The organism is Nocardiopsis sp. iso_25, assembly GCF_056173305.1.
In genome coordinates, this window is the sequence record NZ_CM149667.1 from 3,613,873 (window position 1) to 3,631,690 (window position 17,818).

Consider the following 17,818-nt stretch of genomic DNA (forward strand, 5'->3'; position numbering starts at 1 on the left):
GGTGAATACAAACCTCGCCCGAAGAACCAGGCAACGGGGTCGACCGCTTTCGGCGAAAAGGCGCTCCGGCCCCAGGGGTCGGACCACGGGGAGTCACAGACCGTCGGCCAGGGTCATGCGCACGGCCTCGCGAGCGGCGTCGACGACGTTCGAGCCGCCGGCCTCGATCTCGTGGGTGACCGCTGCCACCGCCGCCCCCGTCACCGCGCCGACGAGAACGCGGGCCCGGCGGGCCGAGATCTCGGGAGCCACGCGGCCCAACTCCTCCCCACCATCCAGACCTTCCTCCCCGCGATGCTGGAGAGGGGAGCCCCCGGACACGTGGTCACCACCGCCTCCGCCGCAGGGCTCGCGGTGTTCCCCGAGCGCGGTTCCGGCTACACCTACCACGCTTCCAAGTACGCCGTCATCGGCCTGACGGAGGCCCTTCGGCGCGGGCTGGACGACATCGGCTCGCCGGTCAGCGCCTCCGTGCTGATCCCGGGCCTCGTCGCCACCCGGGTGGCCGACAACAGCGTCGAGCACGCTCCCGGCGACAGCATCGATCCCGACGAGCGCGACCGGATCTCCGAGATGGTGGCCGCCGGAACCGCGGCGGCGGCCGCCCACGGCCGCGACATCGATTCGGTCGGAGCCCAGACCGCGGCCGCGGTCGAGGCCGACACCCTCTACATCCCCACCGATCGGCTCGCGGAGAAAGCCGTCCTGGCGCGCGCCAAGGCCGTCGTCGAAGCGATGCCCCCGGCCAGCGGCTACGACAGCGGCCTGTCCACCGCGATGCGGTCCCGTCGCGCGGACAGGGCGTCCGACGGAACTCGGTGACCACGCGGCCGCGGTGCGGGCGAGGCGGGTCGGATGTCCGGAGGGGGCACCGCGCGGTCGCGGGGCGCCTCAGTCCGCGGGCCGCGGGCGCAGCAGGTCGGGTTCGATGTAGATGATCGCGGCGATGGGCACCGCCTCGCGGATCCGCCGCTCCGCCTCGTCGATGGCGGCGGTGACGCGGCGGGCGTCGTCCTCGGCGTCCACGGCCACCTTGGCCGCGACCAGGAGCTCCTCGGGGCCCAGGTGCATCGTGCGCATGTGGATGACGGCGTCGATGTCCGCGCAGCCCAGGATGGCCTCGCGGATGAGGCGGATGTGCTCCTCGCTGGCCGACTCACCGATGAGCAGGCTCTTCATCTCCACCGCCAGGACCACCGCGAACACCATCAGCAGCAGTCCGATGGCCCCCGAGCCGAGCCCGTCCCAGACGCCGTTGCCGGTGATCAGGGTGAGGCTGACACCGGCCAGGGCGAAGGCCAGGCCGATGAGGGCGCCGGTGTCCTCCAGCAGGATCACCGGCAGCTCCGGGGCCTTGGTGCGGCGGATGAAGCCGAACCAGCCGACCCGGGCGCGCGCCGTCCTGGTCTGGCGCATCGCGGTGCGCAGCGCCGTCGACTCCAGGACGGCGGCCACCAGCAGCACCACGACGGGGACCCACTGCCAGGAGGTGATCGGGTGCGGGTCGCGGATCTTCTCCCATGCCTCGTACAGGGCGAACAGCCCGCCGAGGGTGAACAGCACGATCGCCACCAGGAAGGCGTAGACGTAGCGCTCGTGGCCGAAGCCGAAGGGGTGTTCGCGGGTGGCCGTGCGCCTGGCCCGCCGCCCGCCGACCAGCAGCAGGAGCTGGTTGCCGGAGTCGGCCACCGAGTGCACCGACTCGGCGAGCATGGCCGACGAGGCGGTCAGGAGGTAGGCGACGAACTTGGTCGCGGCGATCCCGAGATTGGCCGCCAACGCCATGACCACGGCCTTCGTGCTGTCCTCGCCACTCACCGCGTCGCCTCCTCGTCAGCCGCGGACCGCACGGCCCGGGGACACGGGGCGGGCGGTCGGCGCGGCCGCACCGGCCGGGGTCGCCCGAGGCGGTCGGGTCCGCGCCCCGGACTGTCCCAGGTTCGGGGGAGCCCGGTGCCCGTGCAAGCACCCCCGCGGCCGTGTCGGGCCGCGGGCTAGGAGCGCTCGGCCGCGCGGGAGCGCACGCGCAGTTCTATCCCGTCCAGGAGCCAGTCCAGCCCCCGCGCGAAGGCCTCCTCCGGGGTCGGGCCCGCGGTGGTCATGCGTTCGACGGCCGGGTAGCGCCCCGTCGCACCCGCGCGGGCGGCCAGGAAGGCGTCCTGGACCGTGTCCCACGTGCGACCGTCGGGGGTGGTCCAGGCCCCGGCCCGGTCGGCCTGGACGACCAGGGCGACGTGCCCGCGGACGTAGCCGTCCACGGCCTCCACGACGGTGAACACCTCGTGGTCGCTCAGGCCGGTGCCGTCGAAGATCCGCACGGCGGAGTCGACCCAGGCGAAGGTGTGCGGGCCGACCGGCTGCCCGGTGCCCGTGAGTTCGACGAGCCAGGGGTGCTCGCGGTAGGAGCGCAGGTCCTCGTGGGCCCATGCCCGGACCTTATCCCGCCAGGTGCCGGCGCGGGTGTGCGGCAGGACCGCTTGGCCGACCATCGTGTCCACCATCAGGGCGATCAGGGCCGACTTGTCGGGGACGTAGGTGTAGAGCGTGGCGGCGCCCACGCCGAGCCGGGAGGCGACCCCGCGCATGGACAGCGCGTCGACGCCCTCCTCCTCCGCCACCAGCATGGCGGCCTCGACGACGCGCTCCACCGTGAGGTTGTGCCGGGGGCCGCGCCGGGGCCGCCGGGGGCCGTCCCACAGCAGTTCGAGCGTGGCCGTGGGGTCGTGGACGTGGGCCACTCTCGCCTCCTCGGAAAAACTCCGTACACTGTTCGGAAAAGGTCGAACGCCGTACGGAGTTTATCCCGGGAAGGCCGCCATGCCGGACGAGCCCCGCTCCACGCCCCCATCCGACACCGCGCCCCGCGTCCCGGGGGCGGCACGCCCCCGGGCGAACCCCGTGGCCCTGGCCGTCCTGGTCTGCGCCGCCGCAACCCTGGTCGGCGCGCTCGCCGCGGCCGCCTCGACGTCGGTTCCGGGCACGGCAGGGGCCCCCGGCTCCCTGCCCGCCCTGGCCGTGCGGGCCGCGCTGTGCACGGCGCTGGTGCCGCCGCTGCTGTGGGCCGCCCGCCGCTTCCTGGACCGCACGCCGTTCCCCGCGTTCGGCCTCGCGCCCCGGGGATGGTCCGGCCCGCTGGCCGCCGCCCTCACCGTCCTGCTCGCCTCGGCGGTGCTCCTGGGGGCGGCGTGGGCCCTGGGCGCGGCCACCCCGGACACCGGCGCGGTCGGGGACGCCGCCCCGGCCCTGGCCGTGGCCCTGCCCCTGCTCCTGGCGGCCCAGATCCTGCCCGAGGAACTGGTCTTCCGCGGCTACGCGCAGCACCATCTGGGTCTGCGGTACTCCCCGTGGGCGGCCGTCCCGGGTCAGGCCGCCCTGTACACGCTCTTCGCCGCCGCGGTCACCGGCTCGGCGGCGCTCTCCGGCGAGGTGTTCCTCCTGGGCCTGTTCCTCGGGGCCCTGAGAACGACCACCGGGGAGGTGTGGACGCCGCTGGCCGCGCGAACGGCCCTGACCGCCGTCGGCGTGCTCTCCGAGGAACTCGGCCTGCGCCTGTCCTCCGCTCCGGAACCCTGGCAGTCGGTGCTCTCCCTCGGTCCGGGCCTGGCCGCCTTCTGGGTCGTGCACGCGTTGCGCGACCGCGGCCGGGTGGGCGGCCCGTCCCCCGACGCGGGCGGGCCGCGCCGCCCGCTGGCGCAGAAGGGGATCCTGTACGACGTCGGCTCCAGCTACCTGCCCGGTCAGAACTCCCGGCCGCGGTGGCGCCCGGATGTGGTGGACCGGGAGATGCGGGTGATCCGCGAGGACCTGCACTGCACGGCGGTCACCGTCTTCGGCGAGGACCTCGGGCGGCTGGAGGAGGCGGCCCGCCTGGCGCTGGGCCGGGGGCTGTACGTGTGGGTCCAGCCCCGCCTGGTCGACGCCGCGCCGGGCGAGCTGACGGCCAACCTGGGCCGGGCCGCCGAGGCCGCCGAACGGCTGCGCCGCGACCACCCCGAACGGGTGGGCCTCAACGTGGGGTGCGAGATCAGCCTGTTCGCCACCGGGGTGCTGCCCGGCCGCGACCTCGACCGACGCACGCGCGCGCTGGGCCTGCTCTTCCCCCTGCTGCCGTGGTTCGACCGCAGGCTCAACCGGCTGCTGCGCGAGATGGCGGGCACCGCGCGCGGGGGGTTCCACGGGCCGCTCACCTACGGTTCCGGCACCTGGGAGAGCGTGGACTGGGCACCGTTCGACGTGGTCGGCGTGGACTACTACCTGGACGAACTCACCCGCCGCTCCTACCGGCAGGGGCTGCGGCGGCTGCGCGCCCACGGCAAGCCGGTGGTCGTCACCGAGTTCGGCTGCTGTTCCTACGAGGGAGCCCGGGACAGGGGCGGCTCGGGCTCGGACATCCTGGACTGGAGCGACCTGGGGGACCGCAGGGTCAGGGGCGGCCACGTGCGCGACGAGCGCGTGCAGGCCGATCTCATCGGCGACCTGCTGGACGTGTTCGAGACCGAGGAGGTGCACGGGGCGTTCGTGTGCATGTTCATCGAGGGCGACTGCCGTTACTCCCCCGATCCCACCCGCGACCAGGACATGGCCAGTTTCGGGATCGTGCGCCCGCCACCGCTGGAGTCGGGGCTGTCCCCCGACGACGGCCACTGGGAGCCCAAGCTGGCCTTCCACACCCTGGCCGCCCGCTACGCCGAGGAGGCGCCCGACCGCGTGGACTGAGCCGCGGTCGGCGCGGTGCCGGTCAGGCGGTGCGGTCGCGCAGCTCGCGTTTGAGGATCTTGCCGGAGGCGTTGCGCGGCAGCTCAGCCACCACCCGCACCTCCTTGGGAACCTTGAACGCCGCCAGGCCGGCGCGCACGTGCTCCACCAGGTCGTCGGGCAAGGTCTCGGGGTCGGCCTCCCCGGTGGGCACCACGAACGCGGTCACCGCCTCGATCCACCTCTCGTCGGGCGCGCCGACCACCGCGGCCTCGGCCACCCCGGGGTGGGTGTACAGGGCGTCCTCCACCTCACGGGAGGCCACCAGCACGCCGCCGGTGTTGATGACGTCCTTGATCCGGTCCACCACCTCGATGTAGCCCTCGGCGTCGGCGCGCACCAGGTCACCGGAGTGGAACCAGCCGTCCCGGAAGGCCTCCCGGGTCTCCTCGGGCTTGTCCCAGTAGCCCCGGCACAGCTGCGGCGACCGGTACACCACCTCGCCCAGCTCCCCGGGGGCGACGTCGCGGCCGTCGCCGTCCACCACCCTGAGCTCCACGAACAGGGCGGAGCGGCCCGCGGAGGCGGGGCGCGCGTCGTGCTCCTCGGGGCGCAGCACGGTGGCCAGCGGGCCGATCTCGCTCTGGCCGAAGCAGTTGTACAAGCCCAGTCCGGGCAGGGTGGAGCGCAGCCTGTCCAGCACCGGGCCGGGCATGACGGAGGCCCCGTAGTAGGCCTTGCGCAGGCTCGACAGGTCGCGCCGGGTGAAGTCGGGGTGGCCCGCCATCGCCACCCACAGCGTGGGCGCGGCGAAGAAGGCCCGGTGGCCGGACGTCTCGATCCGCTCCAGCAGGTCGGCGGGGTCGGGCGCCTCCACCAGGGTGTTGCGCGCCCCGACCGCCAGCCACGGCATGAGGAAGACGTGCATCTGCGCGCTGTGGTAGAGCGGCATGGCGTGCAGGGGCTCGTCGTCGGCGGACAGGTCCAGGCCCACCACGCAGGACAGGTACTCGTGGACGAGCGCCCGGTGGGTCATCATCGCGCCCTTGGGGCGGGAGGTGGTGCCGGAGGTGTACAGCAGCTGCACCAGGTCGGTGTCGCGGACCTCGGCGTCCAGTCCGGGCACCGGCCCCTCCAGGCTGTCGGCGAGCAGCGAGCCGGGGCCCTCGCGCAGCTCCAGCACCTGTTCCACGCCGGTCTCGGCGCGCAGCGCGTCCACGGCCGGGCGCAGGGCGGGATCGGTCAGGACGACGGTGCTGCCCGACTGCTCCAGCAGGTAGGCCAACTCCTCCCCACGGAGGGCGAAGTTGATCGGCACGTGGACCAGTCCCGCCCGGGCGCAGGCCAGGAACCCGATGAGGTAGGCGTCGGAGTTCCTGCCGTAGGCCGCGACCCTGTCGCCCCGGACGGCGCCGAGGCCGAGCAGGCGTGCGGCGGCGCGGGTGACCGCGGCGTCCAGGTCGGCGTAGGTCCAGTCGCGCCCGCCGAAGACCAGCGCGGTACGCCCCGGGGTGCGTGCCGCGCTGCGCCGGAGGACGTCGTCCACGGTGCTGGATGTCGTCGAACCGGTCATGTCCTGCCTCCCGCCCGTCGGTACGGCCCTTGGAGCCGTCGGCAGGACCCATCCTGTGGTGCACGGACCGCACTGGCAACACCCGGCGGCGGGCCCCGCCGGCCGGAGCGGGTCAGCTCCTGAGGAACTCCAGCAGGTCCCGGTTGAACCTCTCCTTGTCGCCCGGCACGAGGGCGATGCCGTGGGAGCCGCCCTCGTAGACCTTCAGGGTGGCGTCCGGGATGATCCGCGCCGACTTGCGGCCGGTGGCGTCGATCGGCACGACCTGGTCGTCGTCGCCGTGCACCACCAGGGTCGGGACGTCGAAGCGGCGCAGGTCCTCGGTGAAGTCGGTGTAGCCGAAGGCGTCCACGCAGCGCACACCCGCCTCGACGGCCTGGTGCATGGCCATGAACCAGAAGGCGTCCTTGTTGCCCTGGGTGACCTTGTTCCCGGGGCGATCGGCGCCGAAGAAGCCCTCCGCGGTCTCCCTCCAGAACTGCGAGCGCTCCCTGAGGATGCCCTCCTTGATCCCGGTGAGGACCTCCTCGGGCACCCCCTCGGGGTTGGTGTCGGACCTGACCATGACCGGCGGGACCGCGGACAGCAGGACGGCCTGGCGCACGCGCCGGGTGCCGTGGCGCCCGATGTAGCGGGCGAGCTCGCCACCGCCCATCGAGTGGGCCACCAGCGTGACGTCCCGGAGGTCCAGGTGGTTCATGAGGTCGTTCAGGTCGTCGGCGAAGGTGTCGAAGTCGTAGCCGCTCCAGGGCTGGCCGGAGCGGCCGTGGCCGCGGCGATCGTGGGCGAGGCCGCGGAAGCCGTTGTCGGCCACCCACTTCATCTGGTCCTCCCACGCGTCGGCGTTGAGCGGCCAGCCGTGGACGAACACGACCGGTCGACCGCTCCCCCAGTCCTTGTAGAAGATCTCGACGCCGTCGCGGGTGGTCACGTGAGCCATGGGAACCGTTTCCTCCTCCTCGTGCGGACGGGGTGTCACCCCGGGTCGCGCCGTGCCCGCCCCCGGAACGGGGCGCACGGGCCACGACCAGGTTGCCCTCCGCTCCGACCTGCGGAAACCGGGGTTCCCCAAGCATGGGACAGGCTTTGCGGGAGTGCGGCGGAGCCGGGGGCCCGGCCCTGCCGCACCGCGCCCTTGCCAGGCGGGATCCCACGGCCCTAGGTTGTCCGTTGTCGTGCAACCACCGGGCGGGAGCAGCATGAGGATTCTTGTCGTGGGAGCCGGAGCGGTCGGCGGCTACTTCGGAGCGCACCTGGCCCGGGCGGGCCGTGACGTGGACTTCCTCGTCCGCCCCGACCGCGCCGCGCTCCTTCGCGAACACGGTCTGCGCGTGCGCGACGTGCGAGGACGCGTGGAGGTAGTGCCGGTCCGCGCGGTCACCGCCGACCAGGTGGGCCCCGACTACGACCTGGTGATCGTGGCCGTCAAGTCGTACGGGTTCGACAACGCCCTCAAGGACCTGTCCCCCGCCGTGGGCCCGCGGACCACGGTGCTGCCCTTCCTCAACGGCATGCGCCACGTCGACGCCCTGGTCGACCGCTTCGGCGCCGACCGGGTCTACGGAGGCGTGGCCATGGTGATGACGCGCCTGGGCGAACAGGGGGAGATCGTCCAGGTCGGCACCATGGGCCAGCTGATCTACGGACCGCTGGGCGAACACCCCGTCGTCGCGCCGCAGGACGTGCACGCCGCGCTGGACACCGGGGACCACACCGCCACCTCCGCCGCCGACATCCGCCAGGAACTGTGGGACAAGTGGGTGTTCCTGGCGACCCTGGGCGCGTGCACCTGCCTGATGCGCGGCCCCATCGGCCGGGTCAACAGCGCGCCCGGCGGCCAGGAGTTCACCGCCGCCGTCTTCGCCGAGGCCATCGCCGTGGCCACCGCCTCCGGCCACCCGCCGGGCGGGGCGGCCCGCGAGAGGGCCGACGCGGTCATCGCCGACACCACGTCCTCGACCACGACCTCCATGTACTGGGACCTGACCCGCGGCAACCCCGTGGAGGCCGACCACATCGTCGGCGACCTGGTCTCGCGGGGCCGGGAGCTCGGTGTGCCCACGCCGCTGTTCTCGCTGGCGTACACGCACCTGAGCGTCTACGGGGCGGGCCGCGGGTAGGCTGCTCCCGTCCGCCGACCGCCCCGGTGGCGCTGGCCCCGCCCGCGGCACGCCGTGGCCCGGCCCCCGTCACGATCGGAAGTCCCATGGCCCCCCGCCGTCTCGTGCTGCTGCCCTGCGCCCTCCTGCTGTCCGCGTGCGGAGGCGCCCCGGACCCGGGGACGGGCGCGGAGACGCAAACGGCCGCCCCCGAGGAGGTCCGGGAGTACGAGACGGCGCCCGTGCCCGAGGGGGAGGGCAGTGCCGTGCCCGACGACGTCAACGGCGACGGCTTCCCCGACCTCCTCTTCACGACCCGCTACGACCCGGACCCCGAGGCGGGGTCCCCCTCCCAGCGCCTGATGACCGTCCACGGCTCGCCCGGAGGCCCGGATCCGGCCGCCCGCACCGTCTGGAGCCCGTACACGGTGCTCCCCGTCACCTCCTCCGGGACCGGTGGAGAGGGCACCCGGCCCGGGACGGCCGACCTGGACGGCGACGGCTTCGCCGACATCCCGGTCCTGGTCCACGCCGACGGCGAACTGGGGTTCGGGGTGGCCGCCAGCGGGCTGGGCCCCAGGGCGATCGTGTGGGGCGGCCCCTCGGGCCCCGACCCCGACGCCCCTGCCACCCCGGTCACGCTCCTCAACGGGGAGGGGTGGCAGGACACCTTCACGGCGCTGGCGAACGGTGACTTCGACGGCGACGGCGCCCCCGACCTGGCCGCCGCCAGGGCGTCGGCGGACGGTGAGGCCTCGCGCCTCATGGTCATGTACGGTCCCTTCGACCCGGAGGGCGCTCCGGCGCGCAGCGCACAGCGGACGGTGAACGCGGAGGTCGGCGGCCTCGTCGCCGAACCCCCCGCCCCCGACGACAGCACGTCACGGCTGCTGTTCCAGCACGGCGACGACGGAGGACAGCCCGAGAACACACTGCTGCTGACCGGACCAGGCGATCCCGCGCGGTGGGAGTCTGTGGAGCTGGTCTCCGGTTCGCTGGCCGCCTTCGGCGATCTGAACGGCGACGGGGAGGGCGACCTCGCCCTGGGCGACAGCGGCAGCCGCAACGACGAACCGGGGTACCGGACGGAGCCGCCCGAGGTCGACCGGCGGGTGAACGTCTACCCCGGCCCCCTCACCGCCGAGGCGGCCGACCCCCTCACCGCGGAGCTGCCTTCGGACGGGTCCTCCCCCGGCTACGGCGCCAGCCGCGCCCTGGCCGTGTGCGACCTGGACGGCGACGGCACCGACGTCCTCGCGGTCAGCAGCGACGGCCACGGCGTCGACCTGCTGCGCCACACCGGGGACGGGATCGAGGCGGACGGCGCGGAGCCGCTGGTCCGCCGGGGCCCCGAGGACGGCCCGCTCGCCGCCGGAGACGCGGCCGGGCGGGTGGCCGGCCTCTTCTCCTGCGCGGACTACGACGCGGACGGCGCCGACGAACTCGCCCTGGCCCACGACCTCGAAGGCACCCGGGACACGCCCGTGCGCTGGTGGATCACCGGTGACGGGGGCGAGGACGAGGCCTCCTTCGACAGCGCCGCGTTCTAGGGGGCGCTCCGGGCCCGCAAGCGACGCACGAAGCCGGTACGAAGCGGAACCGAAGCCGGATCGAAGCGGCCCGTGCCACAGTCCTTCCCGGCGTCCGCACGGAGCGGACGCCGGCAACCAGGACGGAAAGCTCCCCCATGTTCAAGAAGTTCCGTACCGCCGCACTGCTCACGGCGGCGCTGGCCACAGGCTCGCTGGCACTGGCCTCACCCGCGTCGGCGGCGGCTCCCGTGGCGGACTACAACGGTGTCTGCGGCAGCGGTTACGGCGTGGTCAACTACGCCAACATCGGTTCCAAGGGCACGGTCTTCCTCACCTACAACAACTCCAACGGCTACAACTGCGCGGTGACCGTCCGGGCCAACCCGGGCTCGGCGGTGGAGATGACGGTCGGCCTCAAGCGCACCAGCGACCCCGCCAGCGCGGCCGAGGTGGACAGCGGCCAGTACACGACCTACGCCGGTCCGGTCTACCGCAGCGCGGCCGGTTCGTGCGTGGACTGGTTCGGCAACATCAGCGGCACCAACGAGAACCGCAACGGGACCAACTGCGGCTGACCCCCCGCGCGCCGCGACGGGCGGCGCGCCGACGCACGACTGGGAGCACCATGCGCAACCTCCTGAAGAAGGCCGCCACCCTCGCCGCGGCAGGCGGGATCGCCGCGGCGGGCCTGATGGCCACCGCCGCCCCCGCATCCGCCGCCTCCTACAACGGGGCGTGCGGGTCCGGCTACGGGGTCGTCAACAAGGTCGAGTTCCCCGACAACCGCGGCACCACCTTCCTGACCTACAACAACTCCAACGGCTACAACTGCGTGGTCACCGTGCGCACGAACCCGGGCGCGGCCGCGCCGATGGAGGCGTTCGTCAGGGTCAACGGCACCTCGTCCTGGAAGAGGGACAGCGGCAACTACACGACCTACGCCGGTCCCGTCTACCTGTCGGCGGCGGGCCAGTGCGTCGACTGGGGCGGCACCATCGGCACGATCACCGAGACCGTCTACCGCACCAACTGCGGGTGAGCCCCGCCCCGCTCCCCTGCCTCCGCACACCCCCGAACCACGATCGGACATGACATGAAGAAGCTCGCGCAGAGGGCCGCGGCCGTCGTCGCGGCCGCCGGTATCGGTCTGGGCGGTCTGCTCGTCAGCGCCTCACCCGCCGCCGCGGCCACCTACGGCGGCGAGTGCGGCTCCGGATACGGCGTCGTCAACCAGGACAGCATCGGCTCCAAGGGCACGGTCTTCCTGACCTACAACAGCTCCAACGGCTACAACTGCGTCGTGGCCAAGCGCAACAACCCCGGCTCGGCCGTGCTCATCGAGGCGGGCCTGTCGATCAGTCCCGCCGGAAACCACTGGGACGTCTTCGACGGCGGCTACTACACCACCTACGCCGGTCCGATCTACCTGAACGCGGCCAACAGGTGCGTGGACTGGATGGGGCGCATCACCGGCACCGAGGGCGGCAAGCGCGGCACCAACTGCGGCTGACCGGACCTCTCGCGGGCGGCTCCGGCCGGTGTTCGGCCCGGGGCCGCCCGACCCATGCCCGCCTCAGCAGCGTTTGTGTCGGTTAGCGCAACGAGCCCGGCACGGGCCGAAACCCAAACCCCCAGGTCACCCCAGAGCCGCTCCGGACACTCTCCGCGCTCCTCCCCGCGTAGGTGGACGGTACGCCGACGAGTGCCGTATGCTCCGCGACGTTGCGCAGCGGAGCGTTCATCGTGCGTCAGGGAGTTCATGAGTGGAGACCGATCTGTCAGGGATTCGGTACCGCATGCTCGGTTCTGTCGAGGTTCACTCCGAAGGACGTCCGGTCAGCACAGGAGGGCCCAAAAGGCGCACGGTCCTGGCCGCGCTCCTCCTGCAACCCGGCACCGTCGTCTCCGACAACCGGCTCATCGACCTGGTCTGGAGCGAACGCCCTCCGCGCAGCGCACGGTCCCAGCTCCAGGCGCACGTGCACGGACTCCGCAAGGCCCTGGGCGCGGACACGATCGTCCGGAGCGCCTGCGGCTACCGGATGAGCGTGGCGGCCGAGGCCACGGACAGCGGAGTGTTCGAACGGCTGCTGGTGCGCGCGCACTCCGAGCGCGCCGCCCACCGGCCCGCCGAGGCGGTCCGGACCCTGCGCACCGCGCTCTCGCTGTGGACGGGCCCGGCGCTGGGCGGCGTCACACCGGCACTGGCCGCCCACGCGCGCCCGGCTCTGGAGGAGAGGCGGCTGCACGCCCTGCTGGAACTGTACGGCGCCGAGATCGGCCTCGGCCGCGGAGCCGCCGCCGTCCCCGAACTGCTCTCGCTGTGCGCGGAGCACCCGACCCACGAACGCTTCGCGGGCCTGCTGATGTCGGCCCTGCACGCCTGCGGACGCACCGGGGAGGCGCTGGAGGTCTACGCGACGCTGCGCGAGAGGCTGGCCGAGGAGCTGGGCACCGGCCCCGGCGCCCGGCTCCGGCAGCTGCACCTGGACCTGCTCACGGCCGAGCCGGACGGCGGGAGCACGCGCGCCGGCGCGCCCGTCGTCCACCGGGTCCGCCCCGCCGAACTGCCCTACGGCGTCGGTGAGTTCGTCGGCCGCTCGGCGGAGCTGTCCGTGCTCGACCAGGCGCTGGACGACGACCGGGGGGCCGACCGCTGGCCCGCGGTGTTCCTCCTCACCGGGGTCTCCGGAGTCGGCAAGACCGCGCTGGCCCTGCACTGGAGCCACGCCGTCCGCGAGCGCTTCCACGACGGCCAGCTCTACGTGGACCTGCGCGGCCGCTCCTCCGGGGAGGAGCCCACCCGGCCCGAGGACGCGCTGCGCCAGCTGCTGCGCGGGCTGGGCGCGGACCCCGGGTCCCTGCCGACCGGCGCCGACGAGCTCGCCAAGCTCTTCCGGTCGGTGACGGCCGACCAGCGTCTGCTGTTCCTGTTCGACGACGCCTCCTCGGTCGAGCAGCTCGCTCCCCTGCTGCCCACCGGCCGGGGCAGCGTCGTGCTCATCACCAGTCGGCACCCGTTGACGGGGCTGGTCGCGCTGTTCGGCGCCCGCCCCCTGCCGCTGGACGTGCTGTCGGAGGAGTCCTCGGTCGAGTTGTTCCTGTCCGTGGCCGGGATGTGGGCCCGGGTCGCGGAACTGGCGCTGGTCACCCGGATCGCCGACCGCTGCGGGCGGCTGCCGCTGACGCTGAGGCTGGCCGCGGCAGCCCTCGCCGCCGGGACCTCCGCGGTGGACCTGCCCTGGCCCGACGTCGTGGCCGACCCCGTTCCGGGGCCGTCCGCCGGGCCGCCGCTGACCCTGGCCCCCTCGGACCCGGACTCCGGCTGAGGGGCGGCGGTCCCGGCGGCCCGGTGGACCCGTCCTCCCGTGAGCGGGGCGGACGGGGCGCGGGTCAGAGCAGGGCGCGCAGGGTCTCGCCGACCGGGGTGGTCGGCCGGCCGATGATGCGGGACAGCTCCCCGGTGGTGGCGGGCAGTTCGCCATCGCGCGTGTTGGTGTCCAGCGCGGCCACGAAGCGCGCGGTGCCCTCGTCCAGTCCGGCCCCGGTCAGGGCCGCCACGTGCTCCTCGGTGGTCAGGTCGCGGTAGACGACCTCGCGGCCGAGCAGTTCGCCCAGGGTCGCGGCGAGGCCGTCGTAGGTCCACGCGGTGTCGCCGGAGAGCTCGTACACGGCGCCCGCGTGCGCCGCCGGGTCGCGCAGCACGGCGGAGGCGGCCTCGGCCAGGTCCCGGCGCGAGGCGCCGGCGGTGCGGCCCCGGCCCGCGCTGCCGACGAAGGCGCCGGTGGCGCGGGCCTCGTCTAGTGCCGTGGCCGGGAAGGTTCGCCCGGGTGCCCTCACGCCGCTACGGGTAGCGGTCGGCCTCCCCAACGAACACCCTTCTCGCTGCGTACCCGGGCGCGTTCACGGCGCTGGGCCGCGAGCACGTCCGGGTCGCGGGCGTTGGCGTTGCGCCACCGTAGATAGGCGTGCAGCGCCCGCGTTTGCACCGTGTGGTTGGGGTGGTGGGAGTTGGCGATGGTGAACTGGCGCAGCGGCCCGAAGTGCGCCTCGATCGGGTTGGCCCAGGAGGCGTAGGTGGGGGTGAAGCACAACTCGACCTTGTTGCGCTGGGCCCAGGAGCGGATCGTGGGGCCCTTGTGTGCGGACAGGTTGTCCATGATCACGTAGATGGGGGCGCCGTCCGGGCGGGCGGCCCGGATCGTCTTGAGCGCGGTGAGTGTGTTGGCTGCGCCCTTGCGCCGGTGGTTGATGCCCCACAGGGTGTCGTCTCCCACCGAGTAGCAGCCGTGGAAGTAGGTGACGCCATGGGTGCGCCGGTAGGTGGCCGGAAGGCGGTGCGGGCGGCTCTTGCGGGCCCAGCCCGTCCCGGCGGTGGGCCGGATGCCCAGCGGTCCGAACTCGTCGAAGGCGAAGACCCGGTCGGCGAAGTGCTCCATGACGTGCTCGATGCGGTCGAGTTTGGCATCGGCCTCGGGGTCGGGCGAGTCCTTCCAGGTCGTGGTGCGTTGGAAGGTGATGCCATGCCGGTGCAGGAGCGTTCGCAGGGTCTCGCGGCCCATGCGCAGGCCCGGTCCGGGCCGGTGGGCCAGGTGGGCGGCGAGTTTGCGCAGCGACCAGCGGGTGAAGGGCTGGCCGAGCTTGGTCGGGCGGGTGGTGGCCGTCTTCAGGACGAGGTCTTCCTCGTCGGGGGTGAGTAGGCGGGGACGGCCTCCCGCCCATTTAGGGTCCAGGCAGCTCAGCCCTTGGGTGTTGAAGGCGTGGATGACCTCGCGCACGGTCTTCTCATCAGCGGCGACCAGGCGGGCGATGACGGGGGCGGTGTTGCCGCTGGCCGAGGCCAGGATAATCATCGCTCGCCGGTAGCGGACGGTGTTGGTGCTGCCCCGGCGGACGATGCGTTGGAGTTTTTGGCCCTCGGGGTTGGTGAGTCTGCGGGCTTTGAGGGGTGCGGACACCGCGGCTCCCAGGGTTGACTGCTGGTGTTGCGGTCAACCCTGGCATCGATCACTGACCCGGGCGAACCTTCCCGGCCACAGCACTAGTAGTACTTCGTTAAGTCTATGATTTCGCGGTCTGGTTCCGCCATCATGGACCCGTGGACCTGACCGCTGTAGAAGAACTCCGTGAGGACCTCGACGCGTTCTGCGCCGAGGTCCTCGCCTCCATCCCCCGTAAGGACTCCCGGGCCTGGGGCAGCTGCTACCTGCGCGGATTAATGCTGGACGGGCGACGCAAGTCCATCCAACCCATGGCCGAGCGCCTGCCCGACGGCAACATGCAAGCGCTGCAGCAGTTCGTGGGCCAGTCCCCCTGGGACCACGTCCCCGTCCAACGCCGCGTGGCCACCAAGGCCAGCCGGGCCATCGATCCGGATGCGTGGGTGATCGATGACTCCGGTATCCCCAAAGCGGGCACCGAGTCGGTGGGAGCGGCCCACCAGTGGTGCGGCGCCCTGGGCAAGCAGGCGGTGTGCCAGAGCGCGGTCAGCTTGCACGCGGTCACCGACACCGCGTCGGTGCCGCTGAACTGGCGGCTCTACCTGCCCAAGGAGTGGGCCAACCCCGCCGATGAGCGCCGCGCCAAAACGGGTGTGCCCGAGCAGGTGGGCCACCGGGAGAAGTGGCGGCTGGCCCTGGACATGGTGGATCAGGCCCGCTCCTGGGGGCTTGAGGACCAGGTGGTGGTGGCCGATGCGGGGTACGGGCAGATCCACGGCTTCCGGCAGGGTCTGGCCGAGCGCGGTTTGGACTACGTGGTCGCGGTACGCGGTGATCTCAACGCCCACCCCGGTGGGGTGGTGCCCCAGGCACCCGAGCGGCCTGGTCCGGGTCCGCGTCTGCCGCGCTATCGGACCCCGGCCCGGACGCTGAAGGAGTTGGCGCTGGAGCGGGGGCGTGGGGCCTTGCGCCGGTGCACCTGGCGGCAGGGCTCACGTGGGGCGATGCGGGGCCGGTTCCTGGTCATGGACGTGCGTTTGGCGGGTAAGTCCGCCCGCGAGGCGGCTCTGGCCCGGGCAGGAGGCCGGGGTGGTTGGGACGGGGTGCTGCCCGCTCAGACGCTGATCGCCCAGTGGCCCCCGTATGAGCAGGCGCCGACCGATTACTGGTTGACCAGCCTGGATACGAAGACCGCGCTACGGCATCTGGTGCGGTTGGCCAAGATCCGGTGGCGGATCGAGCACGACTACCGCGAGCTCAAGCACGGTCTGGGGTTGGATCACTACGAGGGACGGACCTGGCGGGGCTGGCACCACCACGTCACGCTGGTCAGCGCGGCCCAAGCGTTCCTGACCCTGCGGAGGCTGGACCCAAAAAGTCGGACGTCGGTCTGAGTCTGTACCAGGTGTTGGAGGAGCTCCAACGGGTGCTGCTGTGCTGGACCGGCGTGTGCCACACCTGTCACCGACCACTCGCACAGCAGCACCCACCCGACACAAGTTAACGAAGTACTACTAGCTGCCGCGCGAAGTGCTCTTCGTACCAGCCGTTGCGCAGGATCGTGTACGCGAGCCCGGAGGCGGGGACCGGACCGCGTGCGTGCAGCCGTCAGCGGCGTCCGCTGTGCGTGCGCGGGTCGAACGAGCCGGAGACGTCGACGTTGAGGTCCTCGGCGGCGGAGAAGCCGCGGGCGGTGCGGACCGCCCCGTCGGCGGCTTGCCTCTGCGCCACGGCCACGTAGTCGAGGAGCTGCCAGAGGATCTTCTCCGCCTCGCCCAGGGTCTCCTGCATCCGCTTCGAGTACTCCCCCTCATCCCCCCAGGGCGCCTCACCGAGGGACATGATCGCGCCGCGCGCGGCGGCCACCATCTCGTCCGTGAAGTCGGCAGCCTCATAAACGAGCCTGTTGTGCCGCCCGATCCCGTCCACGTCGACGGAGAGCCGGTCATGTGGTGCGGACATCGTCCTCTTCCTGGTCGCTGCCTGGTGTCTGCGGTCGGACGGTCACTCCGAACCGTCCGGGGAGAGGCCCCGGGTGCGCAGGCCCTCTTCGACGTCCATCTCGCCGCGCAGCACGGGGGCCGTGTCGACGCCTTCGGGGGCGGCGAAGTCGTACGCCTGCACGGCCCGCTCCACCATCCGCCGATGGGCGCGGTCGATCACCTCGACGACCGTCGCCGACAACTCGGCGGCGGCCATGCCCTGGTACCCGTCGGTGTGGAAGACGAGCCCGACGAGGTCACCGGCCGCGTCGGCCTTCGCGGTCACCAGCCGGTTCCCGGCCGTGGCCTCCTCGGTCGCCGACTCCAGGGCCGCGCCCGTCTCCATGAGCGCCCTCAACGTCGTATCAAGCCGCCGCAGTTCGGCCTCCACCTTCTCCCGTATCGGTGAGCTCATTTAGCCCGATCTCCTTCAAGGTTTTACTCAGATCGTTCACGGCATGAACGGCCCGTGAAAGCGCGCCCCGCCGACGGCGCTTCGCACAGCGGGCGGAGCCACCTGGGCCCCGCCGTCCCCCGACGATGCCCCGGAAGCCCGCCGAGCACCGCCGAGGCGACCGACCGAGCCCGAGCGGGGGCGCAGAAACCGGCACGCCATAAATGCGACCTCGGTCACACAGGCTCGCGCAGCAAAGGGCACCGCACCGGCACGCCTTCCGAATGGGGTGAAGAACTCCGTTCGCAGTCGTCCCCCACCCGTCTCCCCGAGCGCGCGGTGCCGACTCCACCCCCGGAGGACGGAGGCACGCCCGGCCGAACCCCGAACCGCAACCCCCTCACCTGTGATCAATCCGTGTCCCGACAGGAAGCCCTCCCCTGGAGAAGCACATCGGAAAAAGAAACAGAAATGCAATCAGGAGGAACAGAAAAGGAGCCGAGACAAGGGGACTCACCGCACGGAACCGGGTCACCCCTGCGAACCATTCCCCTCTGCCCGACACAACAGGTACCGCACCAGACAGGGGGAATGCAACCCGCA

18 protein-coding genes are annotated in these 17,818 nt (G+C 72.7%); 9 read left to right on the forward strand and 9 right to left on the reverse strand.

The features are described from left to right. Positions 1-93: 93 nt before the first annotated feature. Positions 94-252: a hypothetical protein gene (locus AC0VX6_RS15740; RefSeq protein WP_274973451.1), complete on the reverse strand. Its 159-nt coding sequence runs from the start codon at positions 250-252 to the stop codon at positions 94-96. 21 nt (positions 253-273) lie between these two features. On the opposite strand from AC0VX6_RS15740, the gene AC0VX6_RS15745 reads away from it, so the two are divergent. Further along, complete coding sequence (locus AC0VX6_RS15745; RefSeq protein ID WP_302475401.1) at positions 274-822, forward strand: SDR family NAD(P)-dependent oxidoreductase; 549 nt, start codon at positions 274-276, stop codon at positions 820-822. A 69-nt stretch (positions 823-891) separates the two neighbouring features. On the opposite strand, the gene AC0VX6_RS15750 is transcribed toward AC0VX6_RS15745, so the two are convergent. Further along, entirely contained in the window at positions 892-1,818 is a 927-nt protein-coding gene (locus AC0VX6_RS15750; protein WP_274973453.1) for a cation diffusion facilitator family transporter, read from the reverse strand. 176 nt (positions 1,819-1,994) lie between these two features. Then, complete coding sequence (locus tag AC0VX6_RS15755; RefSeq protein ID WP_274973454.1) at positions 1,995-2,738, reverse strand: TetR/AcrR family transcriptional regulator; 744 nt, start codon at positions 2,736-2,738, stop codon at positions 1,995-1,997. Positions 2,739-2,817: 79 nt separating this feature from the next. On the opposite strand from AC0VX6_RS15755, the gene AC0VX6_RS15760 reads away from it, so the two are divergent. Continuing rightward, positions 2,818-4,716 carry a CPBP family glutamic-type intramembrane protease gene (locus AC0VX6_RS15760; protein ID WP_274973455.1) on the forward strand — a complete coding sequence of 633 codons (1,899 nt, stop codon included), beginning with the start codon at positions 2,818-2,820 and terminating at the stop codon, positions 4,714-4,716. A gap of 22 nt (positions 4,717-4,738) precedes the next feature. On the opposite strand, the gene AC0VX6_RS15765 is transcribed toward AC0VX6_RS15760, so the two are convergent. Continuing rightward, positions 4,739-6,268, reverse strand: coding sequence for an acyl-CoA synthetase (locus AC0VX6_RS15765; RefSeq protein ID WP_274973456.1), 1,530 nt, complete (start codon positions 6,266-6,268; stop codon positions 4,739-4,741). A gap of 112 nt (positions 6,269-6,380) precedes the next feature. Then, positions 6,381-7,208, reverse strand: a complete 828-nt coding sequence (locus AC0VX6_RS15770) for an alpha/beta fold hydrolase (RefSeq protein WP_274973457.1) — start codon at positions 7,206-7,208, stop codon at positions 6,381-6,383. 259 nt (positions 7,209-7,467) lie between these two features. On the opposite strand from AC0VX6_RS15770, the gene AC0VX6_RS15775 reads away from it, so the two are divergent. The 6 genes from AC0VX6_RS15775 (at position 7,468) to AC0VX6_RS15800 (ending at position 13,228) form a co-directional block, all read left to right on the forward strand. Further along, positions 7,468-8,388 carry a ketopantoate reductase family protein gene (locus AC0VX6_RS15775; protein ID WP_475464922.1) on the forward strand — a complete coding sequence of 307 codons (921 nt, stop codon included), beginning with the start codon at positions 7,468-7,470 and terminating at the stop codon, positions 8,386-8,388. Between the two features lie 86 nt (positions 8,389-8,474). Continuing rightward, complete coding sequence (locus AC0VX6_RS15780; protein WP_475464924.1) at positions 8,475-9,917, forward strand: VCBS repeat-containing protein; 1,443 nt, start codon at positions 8,475-8,477, stop codon at positions 9,915-9,917. Between the two features lie 137 nt (positions 9,918-10,054). After that, positions 10,055-10,474, forward strand: coding sequence for a spore-associated protein A (locus AC0VX6_RS15785; RefSeq protein WP_212644092.1), 420 nt, complete (start codon positions 10,055-10,057; stop codon positions 10,472-10,474). Between the two features lie 50 nt (positions 10,475-10,524). Beyond that, positions 10,525-10,938 (forward strand): spore-associated protein A, encoded by a 414-nt coding sequence (locus AC0VX6_RS15790; RefSeq protein ID WP_212644091.1) that lies wholly within the window; start codon positions 10,525-10,527, stop codon positions 10,936-10,938. A gap of 54 nt (positions 10,939-10,992) precedes the next feature. Further along, complete coding sequence (locus tag AC0VX6_RS15795; RefSeq protein WP_274973460.1) at positions 10,993-11,409, forward strand: spore-associated protein A; 417 nt, start codon at positions 10,993-10,995, stop codon at positions 11,407-11,409. A 286-nt stretch (positions 11,410-11,695) separates the two neighbouring features. Continuing rightward, positions 11,696-13,228 (forward strand): AfsR/SARP family transcriptional regulator, encoded by a 1,533-nt coding sequence (locus tag AC0VX6_RS15800; protein ID WP_274973461.1) that lies wholly within the window; start codon positions 11,696-11,698, stop codon positions 13,226-13,228. A gap of 64 nt (positions 13,229-13,292) precedes the next feature. Here AC0VX6_RS15800 and AC0VX6_RS15805 read toward each other — a convergent pair whose 3' ends face one another. Beyond that, positions 13,293-13,739 carry a Rossmann-fold NAD(P)-binding domain-containing protein gene (locus tag AC0VX6_RS15805; protein WP_475464926.1) on the reverse strand — a complete coding sequence of 149 codons (447 nt, stop codon included), beginning with the start codon at positions 13,737-13,739 and terminating at the stop codon, positions 13,293-13,295. After that, a complete protein-coding gene (locus AC0VX6_RS15810; protein ID WP_212642420.1) occupies positions 13,736-14,857 on the reverse strand; it encodes an IS630 family transposase in 1,122 nt (373 codons plus the stop codon). The genes AC0VX6_RS15805 and AC0VX6_RS15810 overlap by 4 nt, the downstream gene beginning before the upstream one ends. Positions 14,858-14,997: 140 nt before the next feature. Here AC0VX6_RS15810 and AC0VX6_RS15815 point away from each other — a divergent pair, with 140 nt between their 5' ends. Further along, on the forward strand, positions 14,998-16,233 hold the full coding sequence (locus AC0VX6_RS15815) for an IS701 family transposase (protein WP_475464928.1): 1,236 nt from the start codon (positions 14,998-15,000) through the stop codon (positions 16,231-16,233). Between the two features lie 214 nt (positions 16,234-16,447). Here AC0VX6_RS15815 and AC0VX6_RS15820 read toward each other — a convergent pair whose 3' ends face one another. Then, entirely contained in the window at positions 16,448-16,801 is a 354-nt protein-coding gene (locus AC0VX6_RS15820; RefSeq protein ID WP_274973463.1) for a hypothetical protein, read from the reverse strand. Positions 16,802-16,843: 42 nt separating this feature from the next. Next, positions 16,844-17,236: a hypothetical protein gene (locus tag AC0VX6_RS15825; RefSeq protein ID WP_475464930.1), complete on the reverse strand. Its 393-nt coding sequence runs from the start codon at positions 17,234-17,236 to the stop codon at positions 16,844-16,846. Positions 17,237-17,818: the final 582 nt, after the last annotated feature.